Annotated in this window: 21 protein-coding genes and 1 pseudogene; 6 read left to right on the forward strand and 16 right to left on the reverse strand. The window is 41.9% G+C overall.

Annotation, left to right across the window (positions count from 1 at the left end; genetic code table 11):
* The 5 genes and pseudogenes from A7Q09_RS10430 to A7Q09_RS03695 form a co-directional block, all read right to left on the reverse strand.
* A pseudogene (locus A7Q09_RS10430) lies at nt 1–190 on the reverse strand (RNA-guided endonuclease TnpB family protein); the annotation flags it as partial.
* Nucleotides 191–379: 189 nt separating this feature from the next.
* Nucleotides 380–2,413 carry an ATP-dependent zinc metalloprotease FtsH gene (gene ftsH / locus A7Q09_RS03680; protein WP_244228495.1) on the reverse strand — a complete coding sequence of 678 codons (2,034 nt, stop codon included), beginning with the start codon at nt 2,411–2,413 and terminating at the stop codon, nt 380–382.
* Nucleotides 2,414–2,507: 94 nt separating this feature from the next.
* Complete coding sequence (mqnE, locus tag A7Q09_RS03685; protein ID WP_134389953.1) at nt 2,508–3,719, reverse strand: aminofutalosine synthase MqnE; 1,212 nt, start codon at nt 3,717–3,719, stop codon at nt 2,508–2,510.
* A complete protein-coding gene (locus A7Q09_RS03690; RefSeq protein ID WP_134389954.1) occupies nt 3,706–4,578 on the reverse strand; it encodes a UbiA-like polyprenyltransferase in 873 nt (290 codons plus the stop codon). The genes mqnE and A7Q09_RS03690 overlap by 14 nt, the downstream gene beginning before the upstream one ends.
* An 18-nt stretch (nt 4,579–4,596) precedes the next feature.
* The gene (locus A7Q09_RS03695) at nt 4,597–5,151 is read right to left on the reverse strand and encodes a UbiX family flavin prenyltransferase (protein WP_134389955.1); all 555 of its coding nucleotides are present in this window, start codon (nt 5,149–5,151) and stop codon (nt 4,597–4,599) included.
* Between the two features lie 631 nt (nt 5,152–5,782).
* On the opposite strand from A7Q09_RS03695, the gene A7Q09_RS03705 reads away from it, so the two are divergent.
* Together A7Q09_RS03705 and A7Q09_RS03710 are read left to right on the forward strand one after the other, a co-directional pair.
* On the forward strand, nt 5,783–6,469 hold the full coding sequence (locus A7Q09_RS03705) for a response regulator transcription factor (protein ID WP_134389957.1): 687 nt from the start codon (nt 5,783–5,785) through the stop codon (nt 6,467–6,469).
* 26 nt (nt 6,470–6,495) lie between these two features.
* Nucleotides 6,496–7,203: a class I SAM-dependent methyltransferase gene (locus A7Q09_RS03710; protein ID WP_134389958.1), complete on the forward strand. Its 708-nt coding sequence runs from the start codon at nt 6,496–6,498 to the stop codon at nt 7,201–7,203.
* 15 nt (nt 7,204–7,218) lie between these two features.
* Here the strand turns inward: A7Q09_RS03710 and dapB are convergent, their stop codons facing one another.
* Genes dapB through dapF form a run of 3 tightly spaced genes read right to left on the reverse strand, consistent with a single transcriptional unit; the run spans nt 7,219 to nt 9,720 of the window.
* Nucleotides 7,219–7,974 carry a 4-hydroxy-tetrahydrodipicolinate reductase gene (gene dapB, locus A7Q09_RS03715; RefSeq protein ID WP_134389959.1) on the reverse strand — a complete coding sequence of 252 codons (756 nt, stop codon included), beginning with the start codon at nt 7,972–7,974 and terminating at the stop codon, nt 7,219–7,221.
* 7 nt (nt 7,975–7,981) lie between these two features.
* Nucleotides 7,982–8,887 carry a 4-hydroxy-tetrahydrodipicolinate synthase gene (dapA, locus tag A7Q09_RS03720; protein WP_134389960.1) on the reverse strand — a complete coding sequence of 302 codons (906 nt, stop codon included), beginning with the start codon at nt 8,885–8,887 and terminating at the stop codon, nt 7,982–7,984.
* Between the two features lie 11 nt (nt 8,888–8,898).
* Nucleotides 8,899–9,720 carry a diaminopimelate epimerase gene (gene dapF / locus A7Q09_RS03725; RefSeq protein ID WP_134389961.1) on the reverse strand — a complete coding sequence of 274 codons (822 nt, stop codon included), beginning with the start codon at nt 9,718–9,720 and terminating at the stop codon, nt 8,899–8,901.
* A gap of 61 nt (nt 9,721–9,781) precedes the next feature.
* On the opposite strand from dapF, the gene hisH reads away from it, so the two are divergent.
* The 3 genes from hisH (at nt 9,782) to A7Q09_RS03740 (ending at nt 13,821) form a co-directional block, all read left to right on the forward strand.
* Nucleotides 9,782–10,453: an imidazole glycerol phosphate synthase subunit HisH gene (gene hisH, locus A7Q09_RS03730; protein WP_134389962.1), complete on the forward strand. Its 672-nt coding sequence runs from the start codon at nt 9,782–9,784 to the stop codon at nt 10,451–10,453.
* A 7-nt stretch (nt 10,454–10,460) separates the two neighbouring features.
* Nucleotides 10,461–11,195 (forward strand): HisA/HisF-related TIM barrel protein, encoded by a 735-nt coding sequence (locus tag A7Q09_RS03735; protein ID WP_134389963.1) that lies wholly within the window; start codon nt 10,461–10,463, stop codon nt 11,193–11,195.
* A gap of 124 nt (nt 11,196–11,319) precedes the next feature.
* Nucleotides 11,320–13,821 (forward strand): TonB-dependent siderophore receptor, encoded by a 2,502-nt coding sequence (locus A7Q09_RS03740; RefSeq protein WP_244228496.1) that lies wholly within the window; start codon nt 11,320–11,322, stop codon nt 13,819–13,821.
* A 22-nt stretch (nt 13,822–13,843) separates the two neighbouring features.
* Here the strand turns inward: A7Q09_RS03740 and A7Q09_RS03745 are convergent, their stop codons facing one another.
* From A7Q09_RS03745 to tgt, 8 genes are all read right to left on the reverse strand, one after another.
* Nucleotides 13,844–14,815 carry a metallophosphoesterase gene (locus tag A7Q09_RS03745; protein WP_244228498.1) on the reverse strand — a complete coding sequence of 324 codons (972 nt, stop codon included), beginning with the start codon at nt 14,813–14,815 and terminating at the stop codon, nt 13,844–13,846.
* A gap of 177 nt (nt 14,816–14,992) precedes the next feature.
* Nucleotides 14,993–15,463, reverse strand: coding sequence for a DoxX family protein (locus A7Q09_RS03750; RefSeq protein WP_134389965.1), 471 nt, complete (start codon nt 15,461–15,463; stop codon nt 14,993–14,995).
* A gap of 9 nt (nt 15,464–15,472) precedes the next feature.
* Nucleotides 15,473–18,706, reverse strand: coding sequence for a carbamoyl-phosphate synthase large subunit (carB, locus tag A7Q09_RS03755; RefSeq protein WP_134389966.1), 3,234 nt, complete (start codon nt 18,704–18,706; stop codon nt 15,473–15,475).
* A gap of 96 nt (nt 18,707–18,802) precedes the next feature.
* Nucleotides 18,803–19,912 (reverse strand): cyclic dehypoxanthinyl futalosine synthase, encoded by a 1,110-nt coding sequence (mqnC, locus tag A7Q09_RS03760; RefSeq protein ID WP_134389967.1) that lies wholly within the window; start codon nt 19,910–19,912, stop codon nt 18,803–18,805.
* Nucleotides 19,909–20,640: a menaquinone biosynthesis protein gene (locus A7Q09_RS03765; protein WP_134389968.1), complete on the reverse strand. Its 732-nt coding sequence runs from the start codon at nt 20,638–20,640 to the stop codon at nt 19,909–19,911. The genes mqnC and A7Q09_RS03765 overlap by 4 nt, the downstream gene beginning before the upstream one ends.
* A gap of 28 nt (nt 20,641–20,668) precedes the next feature.
* On the reverse strand, nt 20,669–22,963 hold the full coding sequence (gene secD, locus A7Q09_RS03770) for a protein translocase subunit SecD (RefSeq protein WP_134389969.1): 2,295 nt from the start codon (nt 22,961–22,963) through the stop codon (nt 20,669–20,671).
* A 114-nt stretch (nt 22,964–23,077) separates the two neighbouring features.
* On the reverse strand, nt 23,078–23,491 hold the full coding sequence (gene yajC, locus A7Q09_RS03775) for a preprotein translocase subunit YajC (protein WP_134389970.1): 414 nt from the start codon (nt 23,489–23,491) through the stop codon (nt 23,078–23,080).
* A 22-nt stretch (nt 23,492–23,513) separates the two neighbouring features.
* Nucleotides 23,514–24,650 carry a tRNA guanosine(34) transglycosylase Tgt gene (tgt, locus tag A7Q09_RS03780; RefSeq protein ID WP_208526677.1) on the reverse strand — a complete coding sequence of 379 codons (1,137 nt, stop codon included), beginning with the start codon at nt 24,648–24,650 and terminating at the stop codon, nt 23,514–23,516.
* Between the two features lie 237 nt (nt 24,651–24,887).
* Here tgt and A7Q09_RS03785 point away from each other — a divergent pair, with 237 nt between their 5' ends.
* Nucleotides 24,888–25,916, forward strand: coding sequence for a DUF4931 domain-containing protein (locus tag A7Q09_RS03785; RefSeq protein ID WP_134389971.1), 1,029 nt, complete (start codon nt 24,888–24,890; stop codon nt 25,914–25,916).
* Nucleotides 25,917–25,943 lie beyond the last annotated feature (27 nt).

The raw sequence follows: 25,943 nt of genomic DNA on the forward strand, positions 1-25,943 counted from the left end.
GCATATCCGGATGCTCAGTACGGAGTGTCCAGTACGTCTCGTGATGCAATTTCACACCGTTCTTGCAACGCTTCTGCCAGCCAACAGCACAGACAGCGTTGAAACAATCAGTGTACTCAGGGAGTATGCGCAAGAGGATTTGAGCCTGTTTGGTTGTAGGTTCTAGAAACAATCGGATTGTCCTCCTCATACTTCACATACTATCCTATTTTGCGAAGCGAGAGTAACAACACTCCTCCCCATGCCTAAAGGAAGGGGGTCTTGCGCGCGACGCTGTTGGCTGATGAATAAAGAAAAGATTTCTTCCTTCCCTGTACAGGAAGCTCCTATGATGCTGTACTGATTATCAGTTCAGCTTATCCTCCTTCCCTATCAACAATTAAGCGGGAGCTCCTTCAAGCCCAGGTAAGAGCCCATCATTTTTTCTTGCTTCTTCTTCTCGAGTAGGATTCTGCATCGACTCAGCCACATTGTTCGAGGGTAAAGATGGTGTATTTTTTGGTGGAGGATTAGTCATCTTCCCGGTTTTAACAATCTCAATAACCTGCTCGGCGTTGAGTGTCTCATATTCGAGAAGGGCCTGAGCTAATGCTTCTACTTTGTCTTTATGCTCAAGAATGATCCTTTTAGCTTTTTCGTAAGCTGTCTGGATAAAATGTTGGACTTCATGGTCAATAGCACGCGCAGTCGCTTCACTATACCCCCTAGCAGTTCCCAGTTCTCTACCAAGGAAAACCATTGAAGAGTCATCGGAATAATGAACCATCCCCAGTTTTTCACTCATTCCCCATTCACAAACCATCTTACGAGCATACCATGTGGCTTGGCGAATATCCCCACTGGCCCCACTGGAAATATCTCCAAGAAATACCTCTTCAGCCACCCTTCCTCCCATTGCCACACAAAGATCATCAAGAACCTCTTTCTTTCGGGCATTGTATTTATCAGAAGCCGGAAGCATCATCGTTACACCAAGAGCCGGTCCTCTGGGTATGATTGTAACTTTATGGATAGGATCTGTATTTTCCAACAGGACATTAAGTAGGGCATGCCCCGCCTCATGATAAGCGGTAGTCTTCCGCTCTTCTTCACTCATCGCAAGACTCCTCCGTTCCTTCCCCCATCTAACCTTATCTCTGGCCTCTTCTAAATCAGGCTGATCGACGCTCTCTTTGCCTTTCTTAGCTGCAATAAGAGCCGCCTCATTTATTAAGTTAGCCAGTTCGGCCCCTGAAAATCCTGGAGTTCCCCTTGCCAGAGCGGTAAGATCAGCACTCTTAGAAAGCTTAATTTTCTGTGCATGCACCCTAAGAATCTGTTCTCGTCCACGAATATCAGGAAGATTGACGCGTACTTCCCGATCGAATCTTCCTGGCCGCAACAACGCAGGATCCAGAACATCCTTTCTATTCGTTGCCGCAATGACAATGACTCCTTCTTGCGATTCGATACCATCCATCTCAACAAGAAGAGCATTTAATGTCTGCTCTCTTTCATCATGACCGCCTCCCAGTCCAGTGCCACGGGCTCGCCCTACGGCATCAATTTCATCAATGAACACAATACAAGGTGCATGACGCCGGGCTTGCTCGAACATATCACGAACTCGCGAAGCCCCAACCCCCACAAACATTTCAACGAAGTCTGAACCACTGATACTGAAAAAAGGAACATCCGCTTCCCCCGCAATAGCTTTTGCTAAGAGGGTCTTGCCTGTGCCTGGAGGGCCAACCATTAGAACCCCTTTAGGAATTCTTCCTCCAAGTTTTTGAAACTTCTTCGGATCCTTGAGAAATTCTACTAATTCCTGGACCTCCTCTTTTGCCTCTTCTACTCCAGCTACATCTTTAAAAGTGACCTTGGTTTTACCACCACTTAAAAGTCTGGCTCGACTCTTTCCAAAACTAAAGGCACCTCTCCCAGCCATCCGGATCTGTTGGCGAAAAAGAAAATAGAGAGCCAATATAAAGAGCAAAAAAGGCAACACACTTAAAAAAGCCTGTCCCCAAAAATTATGAATGACTTTGACATCAATCTCTGGAAAGCCTTTGGAGGCAAGAAATTGTTTTAAGTCTCTATTAAACTCCAAATCGACAACAGTTCTAAAAGGGACAATAATTTCAGCGTTTTCTGTAGGCCCTGCAGGTCGTGTATACCTTCCCTCCAGAAAAGTCTGACCTGTAGAAGTATCTCGAATAAACACTAAGGACTTTACCCTTCCTTGGTCCAAAAGTCGGGTTAATTGAGGAAGGGATTTCTGTTCTATCCCTGGCCCCTGATTGACACTCACATAATAAGCAAGGACCACAAAAAGAATGGATACTAGAAAAAAAAGAAACCCTTTCCAATTCGATTCTCCCCCTGGTTCGTTTTTCGATGGATCATTCCTTCTTGAGGACGTATTTTTTTTCATTTTTGGAAATGGCATCGAAGGTTTAGACATAAGAAGATAAATAATTTTTTTTTATTACATAATACCATTACAAGTAATTTCTTGCAAACAAAAGCTAAGGGATTTTCCGGAGTATTTCCTTATTACTCTTGATCTTGACTTTAGATGGGTTGGAAGAACCATTTTCAGGCTTTCGCAAAGGAATCGGTTCAATGATACGGTAATAGGTATCCCGACGGACGGGGAGTTTGCCAGCATTTTCAATGGCCTTTTTTAGGGCCTCAACCGTTTGTCCTGGCGGTGTTTTGGCTCCAGCCATGTGGAATATTTTTTCTTTATCGATCGTACCATGTAAATCATCCGCTCCAAAATTTAAAGCGAGTTCTCCTATCGCCATGCCAGAACTAATCCAGTAGGCAGTAATATGGTCAAAGTTATCCAAACAAAGCCTACTGAGCGCGATCGTCTTCAAAAAATCGACACTGGATGCCTTTCGAATATGACTTAGTTTCGTATTGGCTGGTTCGAAGGCAAAAGGAATGAAGGCACAGAATCCGCCCGTTTCTTCTTGCAGATCCCTAAGCCTAAACAAATGATCTATACGCTGGGGGAATGTTTCCACATGGCCAAAAAGCATCGTAGCGGTACTTTTTTTCCCAAGATTATGCCAAAGGCGATGAACTTCCATCCATTCCTCAGCCGACTCCTTCCCTAAACAGATTTGATGGCGTACCTCGGGATCAAATATCTCAGCTCCGCCTCCTGTCAAAGCATCCAGGCCTGCTGATGCAAGATCATGAAGGACTTCCACAATAGGTTTTTTGGCAATTCTTTTTGCTAAATGCCTTATTTCTACGGCCGTGAAAGCTTTCATCATCATTTGAGGAACTCTTTGTTTAATAGCACGGACTAACTCAAGATAATAGGAGTAGGGAAGTTTTGGATGCAGCCCACCGACACAATGCAGTTCTGTTGCGCCATTTATTGCTGCTTCTTCTGCTTCATTAACAAGTTGCTCTATTGATTCAGTAAAGGATCCAGGTTGGTTTTCCCGCCTATAAAAGGCACAGAATTGACAGCTTAAAATGCAGATGTTTGAATAGTTCAGGTAGCGGTTCAGAATATAACTGACCCGCTCTCCATTCTTTTTTGTTGCAACACTATCAGCAAGTGCTCCTAAGAAATTGAGATCTTCGCTTTGGTAAAGACGGAGGGCATCTTTAAAATTTAGTCTATGTCCCTCATTAACCTTCTCTAGGACATCTGTTAACCCTAGGCGAATCGACTGATCCAACAATCTTCTATAGTTTCTCTCAATGCTTTCCATATGCTTGTATTCCAATACTAAGAAGGATTCCTATAAAAATAAACACGCTAATCCAAGCATTGAGTTCAAAAAATATTTTTTCTATCTTCGCTTGCTCTCTTTTTCTGCTCATCACATGTTCAGAGCCAAGAATGCAACCAACCACTCCAAGGGCTATCCAATAAGGCCATCGCAGTCCTCCGATGAATCCAAAAAAAACCCATCCTATCCATGCCAGAAAATGTAAAAGAGCCGCTATTTTTAATGATAAATCTTCTCCAAATTGAGCCGGCAACGAATATAAACCAAAGCGCCTATCAAATTCCACATCCTGCAAAGCATAAATGATATCAAAACCAAAAGTCCAGAAAAAGACAGCTAAAGAAAGCAAAAACGGAAGCATGCTGCTAAAAGAGCCTTTGACTGCAGCCCATGCCCCAAGAGGGGCAAGACTAAGGCAGACTCCAAGTACGGCATGAGAATAAGGACTAAACCGTTTAGTAAAAGAATAGAATACGATCAAAAAAGCAGCCACAGGCGATAAGGCAAAACAAAGGAAATTTAGCGAGGCTGCACTGATTTCAAAAATTACTAGAGAAATGATCCCTAAGAAGAGAACTTCTCTTTTGGTCGCCAATTTTGATCTATTCTGGGTTCTTGGATTTTGTTTATCGTACTCCCAATCAAGATAACGATTGAAGGCCATAGCCATTGTCCTAGCGGCTATCATACAGAACAGAATGCCAATCAACGTCCTTAAGGAAGGCAACCCCCTGGCAGCGACCATCATGGAACTCAAGGCAAAAGGCAGGGCAAAAAGGGTGTGAGAAAACTTTACAAGCTCAAGAAGATTTTTCAGCTTGACCCAGTAGCTTTTCAAAGGCCCCTCTCCTTATCTCTAGCAATGCTCTCTCCAGCGGACTGACAAAGAATTTTCTATACCAAGATGATCCAATACCCTGGCGTTGACCGAATCAACAAGCTCCTCGATGGTGGAGGGAAGACCATAAAAAGAGGGGCAGGCTGGTAAGATTAAGGCGCCGGCTTCAGTTAAAGCGGCCAAATTGCGAAGATGGATCAAATGGAGGGGGGTTTCTCGAATAACCAAGATGAGCTTTCTTCTTTCTTTTAAGAACACGTCTGCACTGCGAGTGATTGTTGAATTAGAAATTCCTTGAGCAATACGACCAACCGTACCCATTGAGCAGGGAATAATAACCATAGCATCGAATCTGGATGAACCACTGACAAAGGGTGCATCCATTGTGTTATCACTGTATAAGCCAAATTTTTTAGGAATTTCAAGATTTCTGCCTAATTCCAGACCGATCACCTGTTTGCCACGATTGCTTATGATAACATGGATTTCATGTTCGGTCGATGATAGGAAATGGAGTAATCGTTGGGCATATATAGCCCCACTAGCCCCTGTGATTCCAATAACAATTCTCATCTAAATCCTTAAGTTTATCACACTGCAAATCAAAAATGGCTTTTATTTTTTATTCAGCGTTCCATTTCGTTAGACTTACTCAATTCTACTAACACAGGTTCGAAGCTGACTTCCTGCTTCACCGAGGCTGTCGACAGTCCGGACATCGCCACTCGCAAACAGCCAGCGGCATTTTTTCCTGCACCGTCCAGCAAGTTGAACAGTTCTTGCTGGAGGGAAACCAGCGGTCGGCCACCACAACCATCCCCTCCCTCACGCCACTTTGCCTTCTATTCCAGTTGCCGCCGAAACTCAAAGAAACTCTTTTCCTTCTACTCCCATATAAAAAACCACTGAAAAAAAAGTCCTTAGGCAATATCTCCCGTAGAAAAAAATTAGTGTATGGCTTTTTAAGGTCAAAGAAAAGAAATTTGTATCACATTTTCCTGTAATAACATAGTTGCATTTATACTACTTTAAATACTTAATAGTATGTCTAGTTTCATGAAAATAAAAACAAACAAAGTTGCAACCTTCTTTGGGTAAAAAGATTAGAAGAATTTTTTGATCAATCTTTTATGGTCAAAGAAGGGAGAGCATCAAAAAAAAAAATAGCTGAATTTGAAATTAACTTCTATTGTCTGAGGAGATAATGGAAATAAAGAATAAGACAAGAACAGAGAAAATTAAAGTGTTCATTGTTGATGATCATCCGATAGTTCGGGAAGGAATTGCTCAACTGCTAAGTAAAGAGAAGAACATTATAGTTTGTGGAGAAGCTAGCAATGCCTACGATGGATTTGAAAAGATAGGCAAGACACTACCCGATGTAGCCATTATAAACCTCTCGATGCCTGGTAAAAATGGTTTAGAACTGATCCGAGATATTCGATTTGCTTATCCAAATATTTCCAATCTTGTTTTTTCGATGCATGATGAAATGATTTATGCAGAAAGGGCTTTGAAAGCAGGGGCAAGAGGATATGTAATGAAAACTGAAGGAGTTGAAAAACTGATCGAGGCCATTTACAAAGTCTCCAGGGGAGAAATAGCAGTCAGTCCAAGGGTCTCTAATGAAATTATTTCCAATATCTCTTCTAAGAACCAAAAATCAATAAATAACCCCACCCAGCTTCTAAGCAACAGGGAATTTGAAATTTTCCAACTGATAGGTAAAGGCCTTGGCATCAGACAGATTGCCGAACAGCTTCATATTAGTATTAAAACTGTCGAATCCTACAGGAGTTCAATCAAGGAAAAATTGAAAATCAAATCGACCGAAGAGCTTGTCCATTATGCGGTCAGTTGGTGTCGAGCCGAGTTTTTTGGGATCAAATAAAAGCTCGTATACCCCTTAGACTTTCTATGAACTCTCTTTTTTTACGATCTTCTTGTGTGCTCCTTTGCTTTTTATTTTTTGGTTTCCTCAAATTTGGCTACGCCACTACTTCGCATAGGGAGCAAGAAGAATATAGGTTCAAAGAGCCTGCCTTATGGGCAGGACAATTTGATGCTCCTTCTAGAGACAAATGGCAAAAACCACAAACTGTTATCCAGGCACTCCAATTAAAACCGGGACAAACTGTTGTGGATATTGGAGCTGGCACTGGATATTTTGCTGTAAAATTTGCCCGTGTTGTTGGTCCTCAAGGCAAAGTCTTAGCTTTGGATAGAGAATTATCAATGGTGAAATATTTAAAAAAACGGGCGAAAAAGGAAGGCTTAAATAATCTTATTGTCCGAAAATCGCCCACAAACAATCCTGAGCTTGAAAAGCAGAGTGTGGATCTGATTTTTTTCTGCAATAGCTATCATCATATTCACAATCCCAACTATCTCAAAGCCTTAGCTGAGGCACTCAAGAAAGATGGAAAGATAGCAGTCATAGACATCAAGCCTCATGCTCCGCGGCTTTTCCCAGCCACTGCAAGATTCAAAAGGCATATAAAACTATCCGCTCAAGCAGTAGTGGAAGATTTCCAGCATGCAGGCTTTAGTCTTGACAAAGAGTTCCGTTTTTTACCCTATCAATATTTTCTTGAATTCAAGCCCACATTGGTCCCTTCTCGCTAGTAATCTAAGAGTTGACTACTGTAATTGACCCAATCCCAGCACATCTCTCATAGAATAAATGGCAGGAGGTTTACCGACTATCCACTTAGCCGCTTTGAGTGAACCGTGAGCAAAAGGGAACCGGTTTTCTGCCCTATGGGTTAATTCTACAACCTCTCCAGGACCACAATACAAAACCGTATGAACTCCCACCACTGTCCCAGCTCTTATGGAATGGATTTGAGGCAGTTTTGGTGCTACCTTTTGTTCCGAAGCAAAATTTTTAGAAGCCTCTTCAATTATTTTTTCTGCGGCCATGAGGACTTCAAAAAGCCTTTTTGCTGTTCCACTGGGAGCATCGAGTTTGGTATTGTGATGAATATCAATAATGGCTTTATCATAGCTTTTACCCAGCACCACTGTAGCGGTGTGTACCATCAATTCCAGAAGATTTACTCCCAAAGAAAAATTAGGAGACATAACAATAGGGATTTTTTGAGCAGCTTCTTTTATTTTTTCAAGCTCCTCGGGAGTATGCCCTGTCGTACCAATAACCAAGGGAAGAGAATGGCTAAGAGCGGCTTCCACCAGCTCTCGGCTAAAATGATGTACCGAAAAATCAATGATACAATCAGCAGCTGTCTTCAAAGCTTCTTCTAGCCGGTCTTCCTTATCGATCAATCCTACTATTTTGACTTCTGGATCTAATGAGGCAGCCTGAACAACTGTCTGTCCCATTTTCCCATGTGCCCCTGTCAAAAGAATTTTTGTTATCCTTCCTTGTTGGTTCATCTTCCACTCAAGCCCATAAATGTTCTACTTTTGCTAGTTTTTCTTTTGTGCGCAATAAAGTTGTTTTTAATTTCTCAAGATTTTGAGGTTGAAGGGGAGCCAGTGGTAGCCTGAATTCCAGATCCGTTAAGCCTTCCATTGCCAATGCTGTTTTTACAGGCACAGGATTGGTTTCAATCATCAAATCCCTAAATAACGGATAGAGACTCTGATGGAGCTGACGGGCTTCAAATGGCTTTCCTTCTAGAAACAATCGTACGAGTGCAGCCACCGGCCTAGGAAAAAGATTGGAAGCCACGCTGATTACTCCAACTGCCCCAACACTCAGGAAAGGTAAAGTCAACGCATCATCCCCACTGAGAATAGAAAAATCCCCAGCAAGTCCTTCTACCAACTGACTTACCCTATCCACATTCCCTCCAGCTTCTTTTATGCCCACAATATTCTTATTTTTTTCTACCAACCGCTTGACTGTATCTACAGCAATATCCACACCGCATCTTGAAGGAATATTGTAAAGGAGAATCGGCAAGGAAGTTGAAGTAGCTATTGCCGAAAAATGGCGGAAAAGACCTTCCTGAGAAGGACGGTTATAATAGGGAGAAACTAAGAGAACGCCATCAACCCCTATTTTTTCAGCTTCTTTGGTAAGGTGAATGGCTTCAGCTGTACTGTTTGATCCAGTACCAGCAAAAATCTTTATACGTTTATCCACAATTTCTGCAGACCAGCGGATCAGCTCGATATGCTCTTCATAGGAAAGCGTTGGCGATTCTCCCGTTGTCCCAACAGGAACTATCCCATCGACACGATTTTCGACTTGAAATTCTAACAGACGCTCTAAAGCTTTTCTATCAATCTGCCCATTATGAAATGGGGTAATAATAGCCGTATAGGTTCCTTGAATTTTCATAGTACTCTTTTTTAAGGCAATTCTATTTGCCCAACAAAGACTTTTTTGGCAGGACCTTCAAGAAAGACCTCCTCAAAGCCCTTTTCAGTTCTTCTAAAATGCACCTGCAATCTCTGCCCGCTACGAACGAAAACTTCGATTGGCGAATCCATGCCTAGGATCACACTAGAAATAAGAGCCGAAGCCGTAACTCCAGATCCGCAAGCCAGTGTTTCTCCTTCCACCCCCCGTTCATAAGTCCTTACTTTTATCGATCGCTCTCCTGCCTTCCAGACAAAATTCACATTCGTTCCTTCCGGCTGAAATGCACTATGCCATCTAATTTCAGAGCCCAAAGCCTGAAGAGCAGCTTCTGGCCATTTTTCATAATCTCCAAAAATTACAACATGGGGGACACCAGTATCGATTGTATGGCCGATAAGCGTGCGGTCGTTAAGGCTAATTGGCAAATCTATCCTGAAGTTTTTCGCAGAAGGCATTGTTATCTTCACCCTTTCTCCCTCAACCCAAGCCTCGACTTTCCCACAATCCGTCAAAAAAGACAGTCTTCCGCAAGCTACGTTTTTATGTTCTGTTTCCAATGCAAACCTAGCAAAACATCTAGCACCATTTCCACAGAAGCTTGCGCGACTGCCATCTGCATTAAAATAAACCATTCGGAGCCCTTCTTTGTCTGCCCATTCAACAAGCAAAATGCCATCAGCTCCAATCCCTCTATGACGATCACAGAGATAAGCTATAGAAGAAGCATCCAAACTCAGGAATCCTTGGCGGTTGTCAAGCAGAATAAAATCATTACCCGCCCCATCCATTTTGGTAAAAAAAAGGGTCATAAAAAAAAAATTTGTTTTTCATTTACTATTATACAGAATTGATAGAAAAAAACGTAAAGAATTGCAAAATAGATTCGAACAGAAAACTCAACCAGTGCTTCCCATTGGGATTATCGATTATGGCATGGGCAACCTTCAGAGTGTCGAAAAAGCATTTGAATCCTTATCTTGTAAAGTAGAAAGGCTCTTTTATCCTCCTAACCATTATAATTTTCTTGCAATCGTCCTCCCTGGAGTAGGAGCTTTTGGAGACGGAATCAGAGGACTAGAGGCTAAAGGGTTCCTCCCCTTCCTAAAGCGTTGGATATCCAAGGATTTACCCTTTTTGGGTATTTGCCTTGGGTATCAACTTCTCTTTGAAGAAAGTTTGGAATCTAAGGGTGCCAAAGGAATCGGTATTTTTAAAGGAAAAGTTGTCCGATTCCCTGAAAGCAAAGAAAAAGTACCTCATATCGGGTGGAATTCGGTAGAAGTGTTGGAAAAATCAGAGTATTTGGAAGGGATATCATCTGGTGATTACTTTTATTTTGTGCATAGCTATTATCCCGAAGTCGTTCAAAAAGAGATTATTCTTTTGCAAACAACCTATGTTGTACCATTTGCCAGTGCCATCGCTAGAGGAAATCTTCTAGCTACTCAATTCCATCCTGAAAAAAGCCATAAGAAAGGGATCCAACTTCTAAAAAATTTTTTGATCCACTCAACAATCCACAGACCTTTAGTTACGATCTAAGAGTCCCATGAAAATCTATGCTGCCATTGACCTTTATAAAGGACAAGTCGTCCGGTTAAGACAAGGGAAATTGGAGGCTCTGAAAGTCTATTCATCGGATCCTCTCCAAACTGCCCAGTTATGGCAAGCACAAGGAGCCGACGGGCTACATATAGTTGATTTAGAAGGAGCCTTTGAAGGCAAACCAAAACAACTTTTGATCTTAGAAAAAATAGCGAAATGTACTCACTTACCTATCCAATACGGGGGGGGGTTGCGCACAGAAAATGATGTCTTTAAAGCAATTGAAAGTGGCGCTCAAAGAGTGGTCATCGGTAGCCGACTTCTTTCTGATCCAAGCTTTCTAGAAAAAATTTCTGGAGCGGTAGGTAGCGAAAGAATTGTAGCAGCGATCGATGCAAAGGATGGTCAAATTTTAATGGAAGGTTGGACGAAAGAAAGCCGTTACCGAATTGAAACTTTTGTAAAAATATTGGAAAAATCTGGTGCTGGTTTCTTATTGTATACGAACGTCATGACGGATGGAACACTAGAAGGACCCGATATCAAGGGCACTCAAAAACTAGTACAAAATAGTTTTTTGCCTGTTTTTGCTTCTGGGGGAATAGGTTGTCTTAGAGATGTGGAGGAACTTCAAAAGATAAAAGGCCTCTATGGAGCCATTCTTGGAAAGAGTTTATACGAAAAAAAAATTTCCATCCACTCGATCAAAAACATCTCTGCATTGGGATCTTCTTTTTAGCTATTGCTATTTTTTTCTATACAAGAAAACAATTTGTGTTTTGAATTTCGATCCTTAAAAAAATATGCTTGTCTGTTCTTCTACATAATGTTGAGTCTTTGTCGACTTTTGGTGAAAAAAAAAAGTGGGGGCAAAAAGGTTATCAAACAAAAGAGACTTTTTAAAAATATCTAGCTGCTCTTACTTTTATTTTTCTTTCTACTTTTTTGCCACTTTCAGTTTTTTCAGCTGCTTGCTGCAGGCTCAATCCAGTGAAAATAACGACAAGTTAAGTCCCTTGGCTTCTACCATTCCAGAAGAAATAGCACCTGAATATCCCCTGCAGCCATCTAGTATTCGGTCGAAAAAACCGAAGGAAAACCAATCTATTGATGCCACCAGCGATCAAACAGAGATCGAAGAAACCACACGAACTGCTCAGATAGTTTCCAGAAGGAGTTTAGAATCCATTAATTTTCAGAATGTCAATGAGCTTTCCGCCTATCAAGTAGGCATTAATCAAACCCAGATGACCGGTAGTCCGCAAGCTGAACCTATCTTAAGGGGACTGCCAGCAACAAGATATAGAAATGGCATGCTTGTTGGATTCAGTAGAGATGCTCAATTTGGGCCTCTAATGAATCCGAATATGGATGAAAATCTGGATATGGTAACAGGTCCTTCCAATATCATCTTTGGACCTCAAGAATTGGCTGGAGGATACCTTAATGAAATAACCAAATCTCCCTACTTTGATCGGTTCCAAGGAGAGGCTTCCTATACGGCAGGGATGTATGGAACGAATTTCTGGAATTTAGACTTTGGAGGACCAATTAAGAATAACCTGGCTTATCGGCTTGACTATTTTGGTCAAGATGGCTCTTCCTATTACAACTACTACTATGGCTCCTATCTAAGAAGAGAGTCTGGATACCTCGCACTGAGTTATAAACCTTACGAAAAATTGACAATCGATTTTAATGGAGAAATCGATTCCAACAGCTTAAATCCTCCGGCGGGTCTCAATCGGCCGACTCAGGAACTAATTAATAATAGGCTCTATCTGACTGGCTCTTTTGCGGGCTGGTTCGACCAAAACGGGGTATTCCACAAGGGGATAGGCACTTCTCCTCCTGGGGAAGGCTATGCGGTCAACTGGGGAGCTGCTGTCCCCATCGATCCAAGAACTAATATTCTGAATAATCCTATAGATAGCACTGAACAGTTTTATGCCGTTTCTCAGCTCATAGAAACTCTGGAAGTTTCAGACAACTTTAAAATCATCAACAATTCCCTCTTCGAGTACTATAGCACGTTCATCGATCAAATGATTCCTGTCGATTTTTGGACTGTCCTTCCTGCAGGCTACAATTTTGATGATAGAATAGAAAATCAATTCAATTTCTCGGCTCCAATAGGCAATCTGTTCACACACAATAGTATCGATTGCGGCCTTGAATTTCGTTATTTTAGCGACAACGAATATTCTGGAGTATGGCATTCTCCTGTTAATACCTGGGATCTAACAAAACCTTTGTTGGACATTTTTTTTTCTCCAATAGTTTCCTACAATCAAGCCTTGCTCTTTGGCAATCCTTACCTCACTGACATTCCTGTTCCTGGCTATCCTGGTTTTTATTATAATTCCCATAATTTTGTAACAACCGCTTCGACTTTTTATAAACTTTCCCCATTTTATCAACATAAGATTGATCTGAGCGAAAAATGCAGCCTTATTTTTGGAGGACGGGCCGATTTTTATTCCGTACACGCCTCTAGTCCTCCAGGTACTCCTCTGCCATTGTTTTTAGAAAATAACATGACCGCTATTCTGCCTCAACTTTCTATGAGCCTCACTTATGATCCTTTCTCTTGGATGAATTCCCATTTTACCTATTTTTTCGGCCAAAACCCTTTTCCTAGTGCCTTTGGGAGCTTCGCTCCAGACTTTACTTCAACCTATTATCATCTAACCAATCAATACTTCGAAATCGGCACGAAATTTAACCTCTATAAAGACAAAGTGTCGATCGATCTTTCGGGATTTTATCAAGACGGATTCATTCCCGCCTATGTGCTTCCACAAGGATCGGTAGCCACCACCCAAGCCTATCTCAAAGGCAGCCAACTACAAGCTATTTGGACACCCCTGCACAATCTTTCTATCAATGTTGGCTATGCATTCATTGATGCCCATGAAGATTGGATTGGCTCTCCTATTGGTCCTTTGACTACTCAGCCTTATCCTTCCAACATAGCTGATCAACTCGGTTTACGCGTGGATCCATACGTTTTTCTCGCTCCTCTCAATTACCCCTTTATTGGATTTCCAAGAAACTACGCCAACACGGTCATAACTTATCAATCTGAAAAAGGCCTAGGATTTTCACTCTGGACTATTGTTCAAAGTGGGCAATTCTTAAATTATGACTATACCGTTAGAATCCCCTCATGGTATACGCTCAATGCACGGATTTTCTATACCACCTCAAAATGGGAAATAAGCCTTTATTTTTACAATTTTACGGACGAAAAATACTGGGCTCCGGGTGCTCCCGGCTTTATTAGTGCAAGATCTTTCAATTATGATTTTATCACTCCACAACTTCCTTTCTGGATACAAGGAAGCCTTCGGATATTCTTCTGATCCTTCCAACCAAAAGACTAGTTTATTTTTCTCTAAACTGAATCTCCAGCAGTACCACCTCCGATCGCTGTCCAACCCTTACAGGAGGTCCCCAAGTCCCCGCCCCTCTGGTGACAACCACATGTGTCGAGCCTATTTTTTGGTATCCGTAGCTAAAAGAAAAAATTCTCTTCACAATAAGATTGATTGGCCAAAATTGTCCTTGATGCGTATGTCCACAAACAAGCAGATCGACTTGATTCTCAACGGCCTCTTCGATAGCTGTCGGCCTATGATCCATCACAAATATAGTTTTGGATCTATCTATTCCTTGAAGAATGATCTTCAGTGGTTTTCTTTTTTCTTTGCCTTCCAGGACTTCCACCGCCCTATCATTTCTACCCACAATGTATAAAAACTGATCGACTCTTTTTATTTCATCTTTGAGAATAGTAAAACCGCATTTTTCAAGAAAAGAGGCAAGGCTATCGGAACCGTAAAAACACTCATGATTTCCAATACAGCCATAGACTCCATAAGGAGCAGAAAGGCTCATAAAAATCTTATCTAGCCCTTCCTTTTCGAGCACTGTTCTACTGCCATCAAGCAAATCTCCTGGAAGAAGAATAAGATCAGGCTGAAGGGACTGAATTTTTTTACATATTCTTGAAAGCCTTCTTTTACCAATTGTTCCTCCTGCATGTATGTCCGAAGCCACCACTAATCTTAAGAAGGGATGTAGACTTTGTTTCTTAATGACAAGCTCCAATTTTTTAAGCTCAATATTTAAGGTATTGACATAACCCTTGATCAAAATCAGACTGACGGCTCCCACAATCCCCAGCCCAATCATCCATTCTCTACCAACAAAAAAAGAGCGGACTGGCGCAGGGAGCCATGGCCGACTAATGTCTACCAGGCATATTCCTATGAATAAATAGACGACTGCAGGCATCCAAAGACTGGATATGGACATGATCCAGTTCACATAATGAAAATAGTAGTGGGATTTCAAATAAGAGCCTACAGAATAACCGAAGACAAAAAGGGCGCCAATGGTCAGATAAATGAGCTGAAGAATAAAATGGTGGGGCAACAGAAGAAAACCGCGGAATATGACGTATCCACTAGTGCCATAAAAAAGGACAAAAAAAAACTGCGTCTCATGCTTCGTTTTTTTTAGAACTTTTAACTATTCGGCTCCACCAATCCTGCGCGAGATTTGTCGATCCAGGGAAAAAAAGCCCCCACCTCCAACTACTAAAGACAAAGACCCCGCCCAAAGACTCAATGCATATTCCATCCCTCCATCATGCACAAAAAAAGCATGCCTATGCACGACAAGAATGGCAACGCTCATAATTAGGACCAAATTGAAAGCGGCAAGACGCGTAGCTAGGCCCAGGAAAAGAAGGATTGCTCCAAGAAATTCTCCTCCGCCAGCCAATGATGCCCAAAGGATACCTGGAACCAAATGAAATTTTTCAGTAAAACTCAACGCCGTTGCCTCTAGACCTTTGCCACCAAACCATCCAAAGAGCTTTTGAGATCCATGAGCAAAAAAAATAAGGCCAAGGGCTATTCTCAAAGGCAAAAAGGCAAAAGAAGGGGTAGTTCTAAAAATATAATACATAATAAAAGCTCTCTTACTATTTCCCTTCATAGGAAAAATTCATCTAGCGGTTGACAAGCCATAATGATACTCTTGCAGAGCTTTCACATGGATTTCTCTGGACTGGAGCGATCGGATCGCTTCGACTGTTGCACGAGCGGCGGCAATAGTTGTCATGACAGGAATTTTACTATAAAGTGAGGTAGTTCTTATTCGAATCTCGTCTTTTCTTGCCGTTGGACCAGAAGGAGTATTGATTACAAGCGCTATCTCCCCGTTTTTGATCAGATCCAATACATTCGGTCTGCCTTCGGATAGCTTATAGAGTTTCATGCATGCTACCCCGGCTTCGTTTAGTGCACGGGCTGTACCTTCTGTAGCTACAATTTCAAAACCAAGCTTGTTAAGGGCACGGGCAATCTCAATCCCATCTTTTTTATCTTGATCGCGGACACTTATAAAAACTTTTCCTCGCAGCGGCAAGGGCGCATTCAAAGCAATCTGGGTTTTAGCATAAGCAATCCCAAAATCATCATCTATTCCCATGACTTCCCCAGTGGATTTCATTTCTGGACCAAGCAGGATATCCACCCCAGCAAACCGATCAAATGGGAAAACCGCTTCTTTGACACAGAAATAAGAAGGGGTAATCTCAGCGCCAACATATCCAAGGTCTTTTAGCTTTTTTCCCATAATCACTTGAGTCGCCAACTTAGCCAGAGGGATTCCGATTGCCTTGCTTATGAATGGAACGGTCCGAGAGGCCCTCGGATTAACCTCTAGCACGTAAAGATTGTTTTTTTGCACAGCAAACTGTACGTTCATCAGCCCCAAGACCTTTAATTCCCGGGCTAACAAATAAACTGTCTGTCGAATTTCTTCTTTAATGGGTTCTGAAAGACTGAAAGGTGGAATCACACAGGCACTGTCTCCGGAATGGACCCCAGCCAATTCCACATGCTCCAAAATAGCCCCAATAAAGACATCTTCACCGTCACTAACACAATCGATATCCACTTCTATGGCGTCTTCTAAAAAATGATCAAGTAAGACTGGCTTATCTGGTGCAGCCTCGATAGCCTCTTCCACAAATCTCACAAGATCATTCTCTGTATAAACGATATGCATCGCCCTTCCCCCTAATACATAAGAAGGACGCAAAAGCACTGGATAGCCTATTGCTTTTGCAGCTTCAATGGATTCTTCTACATTTGAAATAATCCGGCTTTGCGGCTGGCGCAGCCCAAGTTTTGCAATTAGCCTGGAAAAAAGCCTCCTATCTTCAGCCATCTCAATGGATTCAACCGATGTACCAAGAATCTTTACGCCAGCTTTTTTTAATGACAAGGAAAGGTTCAAAGGGGTTTGTCCCCCAAACTGTATGATCACCCCAGCTGCCTTCGTTCGTTCGTAAACTTGGAGAACGTCTTCGGTGGTGAGCGGCTCAAAAAACAGTTCATCAGAGCTATCATAATCGGTAGAAACGGTTTCAGGATTTGAATTGATCATGATAGTTCTATAGCCAAGCTCTCGCAAAGCCATCAAAGCATGAACACAACAGTAATCAAATTCGATTCCTTGCCCAATCCTATTCGGTCCAGCTCCTAATATGATGATTTTCTTTTTGTCTTCGGCCTTTATTAGTTCACTCTGCCCCGGTTCGTAAGTGGAATAATAGTAAGGGGTAGAAGCTTCAAATTCAGCCGCACAACTGTCAACTAATCGATAGGAAGGAAGACAATTGAGCCTTTTTCTTAAAGCTCTAACCTCTTCTTCGGAAAGGTTCCAGAGATGAGCAAGTTGTCTGTCAGAAAAACCATCCATCTTTGCTTCAAGCAATAAAGAGGGGTCATGGCTAGTCCTTAATTTTTGTTCTTCTCTGACAAGTTCTTCCACTTGACTAAGAAACCATGGATCAATCCCACTTAGAGAAGCTACGGTTTTTATATCCATTCCGCAGCGAAAAGCATGACGAATATAAAAAATCCGTTCCGCTCGAGGAGTGAGCAGAAAATATCGAATTTGTTCTTCGGAAAGCAACTGATCATGTCCATGGATGCCCCCGGTAATCCCAAATGCACCAATCTCTAAGGATCTTAAGGCTTTCTGCAGCGCCTCCTTGAAGGTTCTTCCAATAGCCATCACCTCTCCAACACTTTTCATCGAGGAGCTTAGAGTCGGATCAGCTTCTGGAAACTTTTCAAAAGTAAACCGAGGGATTTTGACGACTACGTAGTCGATGGCGGGTTCAAAGCAGGCTAAGGTCTTTTTTGTAATATCGTTGGGCAATTCATCGAGCGTATAGCCAATAGCAAGTTTAGCCGCAATTTTGGCTATAGGAAATCCCGTTGCTTTAGAGGCCAACGCAGAAGAACGGGACACCCTAGGGTTCATCTCAATGACAACCATTCTTCCGGTTTTCGGATCAACGGCAAACTGGATGTTAGATCCTCCAGTCTCTACCCCAATTTGTCTAATAACAGCAAAAGACCAATCCCGCATCTTTTGGAACTCCTCATCGCTTAGAGTTTGAGCAGGGGCTACTGTAATACTATCCCCGGTATGAACTCCCATTGGATCAAGATTTTCTATTGAACATATCAGCACACAGCTATCCTTGCTATCCCGCATCACCTCCATTTCAAACTCTTTCCACCCCACCAAGCCTTCTTCAATCAGAATTTCGCCGATAGGAGAAACACTTAACCCCCGTGCAGCTATGGTCTCGAATTCTTCCCGGTTATAGGCGATCCCTCCGCCCTGACCACCCAGAGTAAAAGCAGGCCTAATAATCAAAGGATACCTATTAATTTGTGCCGCGACCGCTTTTGCTTCTTCTATGTTTCTGGCAATACCCGATTGGGGTACGTCCAGACCGATCCGAAGCATTTCCTCCTTAAAAAGCTGCCTGTCTTCGGCCTTCTTTATAGCTTGAACATTCGCTCCAAGCATTTCTATGCCAAGCTCTTCTAAAATTCCCCTTTGAGCAAGCTCCACGCCTACATTCAAAGCGGTTTGTCCTCCTAAAGTCGGCAGTATGGCATTGGGTTTTTCCAACCTGATGATCTTCTCTAGAAAATCGGCAGTGATAGGCTCAATATAAGTTTTGTCAGAAAACTCAGGGTCAGTCATGATGGTCGCCGGATTGCTGTTAATGAGGATTACCCTGAACCCTTCCTCTTTCAACGCCTTGCAAGCTTGAACCCCAGAATAATCAAATTCGGCAGCCTGCCCAATCACAATGGGCCCACTGCCGATCACTAAAATCGACTCTATGTCCGTTCTTTTACCCATTGTACTTTCTGATAAAGAAGCAGCCCAAAGGCCTTCTGTTGAATATTTTTATCATCCATTGCAAGGCAAATCGCAACTAGAGACCTTTTCCAAAGATTAATTCAAAAGCTGATACCAATTATTTCTTCTTTTAGGTTTAAATCCACTGCTAGTAATGGCTTCTTCGATTTCTTTTACAGTAGTTCTATAGGTGGTTCCCGCCGAAGAAACGACATTTTCTTCCATCATCACACTGCCAAAATCATTGGCCCCATAATAAAGGGCAATTTGTCCGACTTCTACTCCTTGAGTTACCCAAGAAGATTGGATATTTTCAATATTATCCAGAAAAATTCTAGCCAGCGCCTGCATTCGTAAATATTCTGATGGTCCTTTTTTTGTCGCTTTGAGTTTTGTATTTTCCGGCTGAAATGTCCAACAGATAAAAGCTGTAAACCCTCTTGTTTCATCTTGTAGCTTTCTGATTTTTTCAAGATGCTCCAACCGATCCTCCAGCTCTTCTACATGCCCAAACATCATCGTCGCACTAGATTTTAAACCGAGACGGTGCGCCGTTCTCATGACTCCCAACCATTCTTCTGAAGAGCATTTTAAAGGAGCAATTTTTTTTCTGACAGAATCAACAAGAATTTCCCCTCCACCACCAGGTATGGAGCCAAGTCCGGCTTCCATGAACCGCTTGATAATCTCCTCTACAGGAAGACGAAAGATTTTGGAAAAGTGAAGAAACTCAGGAGGCGAAAACCCATGAATATTAATGTGGGGAAACTTTTTACGGATAGAAAAAAGCAAATCCAGATAATAATCGATGCCTAGAGCTGGATGATGGCCTCCCTGTAAAAGGATCTGAACCCCTCCAATAGCCTCCAATTCCTTAATTTTCTCTTCAATTTGCTCTATAGAAAGCACATAATGATCAGGATCTTTGAGTGTTCGATAAAAGGCACAAAATTTGCAATAGGTCGTGCATACATTGGTATAATTAATGTTCCTATCGATAATATAGGTTACAATTTCGGCCCCCTTCCCACCATATGCTGAGGATTTGATCTGCTTTCTCCTTAAATCAGCCAACATCCCAAGCTCCGCTAAGGGAAGGAAATAAAGCGATCTAGCTTCTTCAAAATTTATTCTTTCAAAATTCTCTATTTTTCTTCTGACCTCATCTATCAACTGTTCAGCGGCACCATATTCCATCGTATTCATACCCAATGAAAAGGATTAACCTCTTTGATTAACCTTAATTGTATCAATTTTTTAGAAAACTCTTCAATGCCCATTTTTTCTTTTCCCTTAACTTCATAACGAATGAATTGGGTCAAGTAGGTAATCTCTTGTGGGGATTGAGCGATTTTTTCTATGGAAGCTAAGCCTCTTTCTTTGGCTTGGGTTAAAAGTTCTTTTATCTTTTGTTTCTCCTTATAGTCGGCTCTGATCGTCCACAGCGCAAAGACAAAGGGTAGACCGGTCAATTTTTTCCAAAGGCCACCCAGATCAATCACCGTTCTTTCTGGATGTTCTTTACGATACTGTAAAGCCTTGTCTCCAATCAAAAGAAAACCATCTGCTCTCTCGTGTGCAGAAACAAACCGGAGTGGTCTATCGAAGAAACATTCAAAAATAACCCGTAGAAGCAGCATCGAACTACGGCTTTCACAGTCGCCACTAACTGTTTGCAAGGCATCTAAAGGTTTATCGTTGACCAGTATGACACTATAGACATTTCCATCGGCTACAATGCCTATGCCATCAACAAAATAGCTCCATCCCTCAATCAGCGATGCTCCAACCGGACAGAGAGCCACATCAACTTTTCCCTCTTTGAGCATCAGAGAAAGTTGAGCAGGGGTTGCAAACTCAATGTGGTTATTAAGTCCATAGATTAAAGGCTTGGCATTAAGATAAGGAACAGAACCTATTGTTGGGTAGAACATCTTTCTCTTTCTTAAGACTGAAGGGTTGTTAAACGGCTTGCGGTTGAATAGGAATCTTTTTCCCTCTCTTCTCAGTTAGTCGATGAAACCAGTACAGCAGAGCTGGACTTATAAAATGAGAAGAAAACATTCCCCCAAGCACCCCAATCAAAATGGCTAAGGAAAAAACAGAAATCACTGGGCCTCCAAGGAGAAGCATCGATACGGTCGCTAACACTACCGTGCCTCCAGTCATAATTGTCCGAGCAAGGGTTTTGTTAATACCCTCATTAATAATTTCTTTGAATGTCAAACTGCTTTTATATTTCAATGTTTCCCGAATTCTATCAGAAATAACGATCTTTTCGTTAATCGAATAGCCAAGAATCGTTAAAAAAGCGCCAATTAAATACATGTCAAATTCCTTACCAAATATGGCCATAAGACCTATGGCTAGCAACACATCATGGAGCTGTCCAATGCCAGCAGCCAAAGCAAAAGACCATTCATAACGGAAAGATACATAAAGGAGAATGGCTAATAGACCTAAGGAAAGGGCTAAAGCCGCTCGATTTTTAAGTTCCTCGCCAACCACCGGACCCACACTATCCATTCTTGATAGACTAAAGCCAGCTTGTGGAAATTTTTCTTTAAGTACACCGACACTTTTTTCCCCTTCCCCATAACGAACTTGATAGATAAGCTGCTTGGACTCTTTAGCATACTGCAGTAAGCTTGGATGGATTTTTGCTTCTTCTAAAACCTCTCTGACGCGAGCTACTGGAATCATTTCCTTATAGGAAACCGTTAGAGCATCGCCTCCGGCAAAATCAACTCCAAGAAGCTCCCCGCTTCTCAAAAAGAAAGTAGACATTCCTACTATCAGTAGCATAGCAGCCGCTGGGACCGTCAGCCAACTGAATTTTATAAAATCAAAATTTGGTTTATGCAGGAATTTCATCATGGAAAGTTTCTTTAGCATCCCCCAAGACAAAAGCCATTCAAACACATTACGACTCAAGACAAGAGCAGCAAAAAGATTGGCAACGATACCAAGAACGAGAGTTACAGCAAATCCCTGTAATGGGCCACTCCCAAGCTCCATGAGAATAACCGATGGAATAATCAGACTAACATTAGAATCAAAAATGGCACTAAAAGCCTTATTGAAGCCAATAAAAATGGCTTGCCTGACAGGAACTCCTACCTCAAGCTCATCTCTAATCCGTTCATAAATAAGCACATTCGCATCAACCGCCATGCCTATAGTCAAAATAATACCCGCAATCCCTGGCAGAGTCAGGGTAAAATGAAACTGAGCCAGTAATCCCAAAAGCAAGAGGAGATTGACTAATAAGGCAATGATGGAAACCAGTCCTGCAAGCCTATAATAAAAAACCATAAAAAGGACTACAGAAGCAAAGGCAGCTAGGGCGGCGTTGATGCCGCTGACTATGGAATCTCTCCCAAGAGAGGGATCCACTCCCCTTTCTTCTAAAATCTTCACGGGGGTCTCAAGCGGATTTTCAAGAACACTGGCAAGATCTTCCGCTTCTTTGGGACTCATATTCCCACCAGAAATGACGGCGCTTTTAAAAATAGCCGTTTGGATAACAGGCGCACTTTTCACTTCCCCATCTAGGACAATGGCTAACCTTTTACCTATATTATTTGAGGTGATCTCACCAAATCTCTTTGCCCCTGCCTCATTGAATTCGATCACCACGGTAGGTCGTCCTACTTCGTCGAATCCTCTAAAAGCCCGTTTGACATACTTCCCTCCCATCTCTTCCCTTTTCTTTACAAGGATCCATGCTTCCGTTTTATTCCCTTTTGATATCTCTTGAGAAAAAGGAAGAATCTCATAGCCAGGAGGGATTTTTTCTTGTCCAGATTGGATGGCGGCTATCATCTTATCCGAGTCAGGATGCACTAGCCTAAATTCCAGTTTAGCGACTTTGGAAAGCTGTTCTTTGGCCGCAGCCTTCTCTGATTCGGATAGGCCGGGTATTTGCACGCTGATTCGCCGTTTGCCTACCGGTTGAATAATTGGTTCAGAAAGACCAAACTTGTCAACCCGCTTGCGAATGACCCCGATAGCCTGATCGAGCGCCCCGGGAGTGGGTTCGCCTTGGAGTTCTAGCAAGAAAGCTGTTCCTCCTTTTAGATCGAGCCCAAGCCTTATCTTTTTTTCTAGCGGGAAAAGGGAAAATATTGCATTAAAGAGAATCGAAAGAGTAGAAGCCAATCCTACCCATCTTTTGATTCTGTCCTCGACGGCAGTAAAATACCAGATGAGGGTAATAAGGAAAAAAAGGGCCGTAGCAAAAGAAAAAAATAGCATTTTACTAATACCCCTTATCAAATTTCAAAATAAGCTCCCCACAATCATTTATATAAACAGTCCTAATCTTTGGGAGCTTTTGCAAATCTCTTTTTTTGATAAGCAAACAATCACTCATCCAGTTTTACCTTTGGCATCCTTCGATTCTTTTGTTTCTTTTGGTTCTTCTTTTACAGTTTTCGTTACGGTGGTCAGAGCACTTTTCAATACTTCAATTTTGACATTTTCAGCGACCCGAATGACAACGGTTTTTTCCTTGACATTAGTCACTACTCCTAAAATGCCTCCAGAAGTAATCACTCTGTCCCCGGTTTCAAGACTGGCAATGAGCTTTTCTTGTTCTTTTTTTTGTTTCTGCTGAGGCCGAATAAGCAGAAAATAGAAGATTCCAAATATGAGAATCGTCGTTACAAAAAAGGTCATTGGGGGAGGGCCTTCTGGAACTTGCTGGTTGGCCCCTGGGCGACCATGGGGTTGCGGGAGAGGAGGTGGCGCCATACTAAACCAGAATTCAACATTACTTTTCATAGAATTTCTCTTCGTTTTAAATTTACTTTGTTATCTTTTTATTTCTCCATCTAGTTAACAAATCCATCCATTGTCCATTGCCAATGGATAGTCTCATTTCCTTCATCAATCTGTTGTAAAATGAGAGATTATGCATAGACAAGAGCATTATACCAAGAATTTCTTGAGATTTTAACAGATGATGGATATAGGCTCTACTAAATTTTCGACAAGCATAACAGGAACATTTTTCCTCTATAGGTAATCCATCTTTTTTAAAGCTGGCATTTTTTAAATGGAGGATTCCTTCCTCAACGTAGGCTGATCCATGTCTGGCTAGCCTAGTAGGTAATACGCAATCAAAAAGATCTATACCTAAATCCACCATCTGGATGATTTGCCATGGATGGCCCATCCCCATGACATACTTTGGATAGGAACTATCCATAAAAGGGCTAAGGGCTTCGATAGTCTTGAGGCTTTCCTCTTGCGGCTCTCCAACGCTTAAACCGCCAATGGCAAATCCATCAAACCCTATTTTCAAAAGTTCTTCAAAGCAATACTGACGCAATTCTTTCTTAGTGCCTCCTTGAACAATGCCAAAGAGCAAAGGGTTTGTAGAACGTTCTACCATTTCAGTCCCCCAATGCTTTTCCCAGCGCTCTTTACCCATTTTAGCCCAACATATCGTCCGTCGAGTGGCCTCAACTAAATCCTTTTCCTTAGAAGACCAAGGCGGGCAATGATCAAGACTCATTACAATATCGGCTCCCAGTTCAATTTGAGCATCGATTACCGATTCAGGAGTCAGCAACAATGAAGAACCATCAATCGGGGATTTGAATCGTACCCCTTCGGGTAAAATTTTACAGAAAGAAGAGAGGCTAAAGAGCTGAAATCCTCCACTATCAGTAAGAATCGCTCCTTCCCATCCCATGAATTTATGAAGTCCTCCTGCCTCCTTAATGATCTGGATTCCAGGGCGAAGACTTAGATGATAGACATTGGCCAAAACCATCTGGACGCCATCTTTTTCTAGATCTTTTGGGAAAACCGCTCTGACAGTCGCTGCTGTTCCTACAGGCATAAAACAGGGAGTTGCCACTTCCCCATGCGGAGTAAATAGCCTTCCTAACCTAGCCTTCGAACCCGCTACCTCTTTAATGACTTCAAATTTCATCACTATTGTTTCTGTTATGTAATAAAAGAGAGTTGGTTCTTTAAGCCAATTGTAGACTATACTATACCACTGCAATCCATTTTGTTCTTGCCCCTATGCGCCACCCATTGATACAAAAAAAAGAAGTGCATTTATGCCAGAATAAAATCAAAAAAAACATAACGATACAGTTTGCAGTTAACATAATGGGTATCTTTTTTCGGAAATTACCGAAGCAAAGATGAAATAATTAACTTTATGCCAGAACTTCGTAAAGATCCTTTTGTGCCAAATCGATGGGTCGTTTTTTCTCCTGAAAGAAAACAAAGGCCTGTAGAATACACTGTAGTGACTCAAAACAATCATAGAGAAATTTTCGATGCCTTTTCTTGGGGGAAAGAAAAACTCACTCCTCATGAAGTTTTCGCTTTTAGACCTAAGGATAGTCCCTCCGACTCCCCTGGTTGGATTGTTCGCGTTGTCCCCAACAAGTATCCCGCTTTACGTATTGAAGGCGATCTCCAAGCCGAGGGTATTGGAATGTTTGATCGCATGAATGGGATAGGTGCTCATGAAGTCATCATCGAAAATCCCGATCCAACAGTCGAGCTTGCCGATCAAACAGTTGAAGGCATTTCATTAGTACTAAAAGCCTATAGGGAGAGGATTCTTGATTTACAACAAGATATTCGCTTTCGCTATATTCTCATCTTTAAGAACAAAGGCAGGATGGCCGGGGCTACAATCATTCATCCGCATTCTCAATTGATAGCCTTGCCCATAGTCCCTCGCGAAGTTAAGGAAAAAATTGAGCAGGCTAAAAGGCATTTTGAAATGAAAGAAAGAAGCCTTTTTGCCGACGTATTATATGAGGAACTGAGAAATGGGAAAAGGATTGTTTTAGAAAACTCTTTTTTTGTAGCTTTTTGCCCATGGGCAAGCCGCTTCCCATTTGAATCTTGGATAATGCCAAAATTCTCTTCCTTGGATTTTTCTGCTCTTGACGATAATCAGATCATGCTTTTAAGCGATATTCTTCAAAATCTTTTGAAGCGATTGAAAAAAGGCTTAGAAAATCCAGACTATAATCTTGTTCTGCAGACAGCTCCGCTTCGTAGTTCTCGACGTGAGTATATGACTGCAGTAGAAGTCGATTACCGGTGGCACATTGAAATTCTACCAAGGATTTCTTTCCTTGCAGGATTTGAATTAGGTAGTGAATTTTTCATCAATCCAATCTATCCGGAAGAAGCAGCCGATTTTCTTCGACAAATTCGTAAGATATAGTTTGTATAGTTTTGTATGATAGCCAAT

Origin of the sequence: Methylacidiphilum sp. Yel, assembly GCF_004421185.1 — a bacterium.
Lineage (GTDB): Bacteria > Verrucomicrobiota > Verrucomicrobiia > Methylacidiphilales > Methylacidiphilaceae > Methylacidiphilum.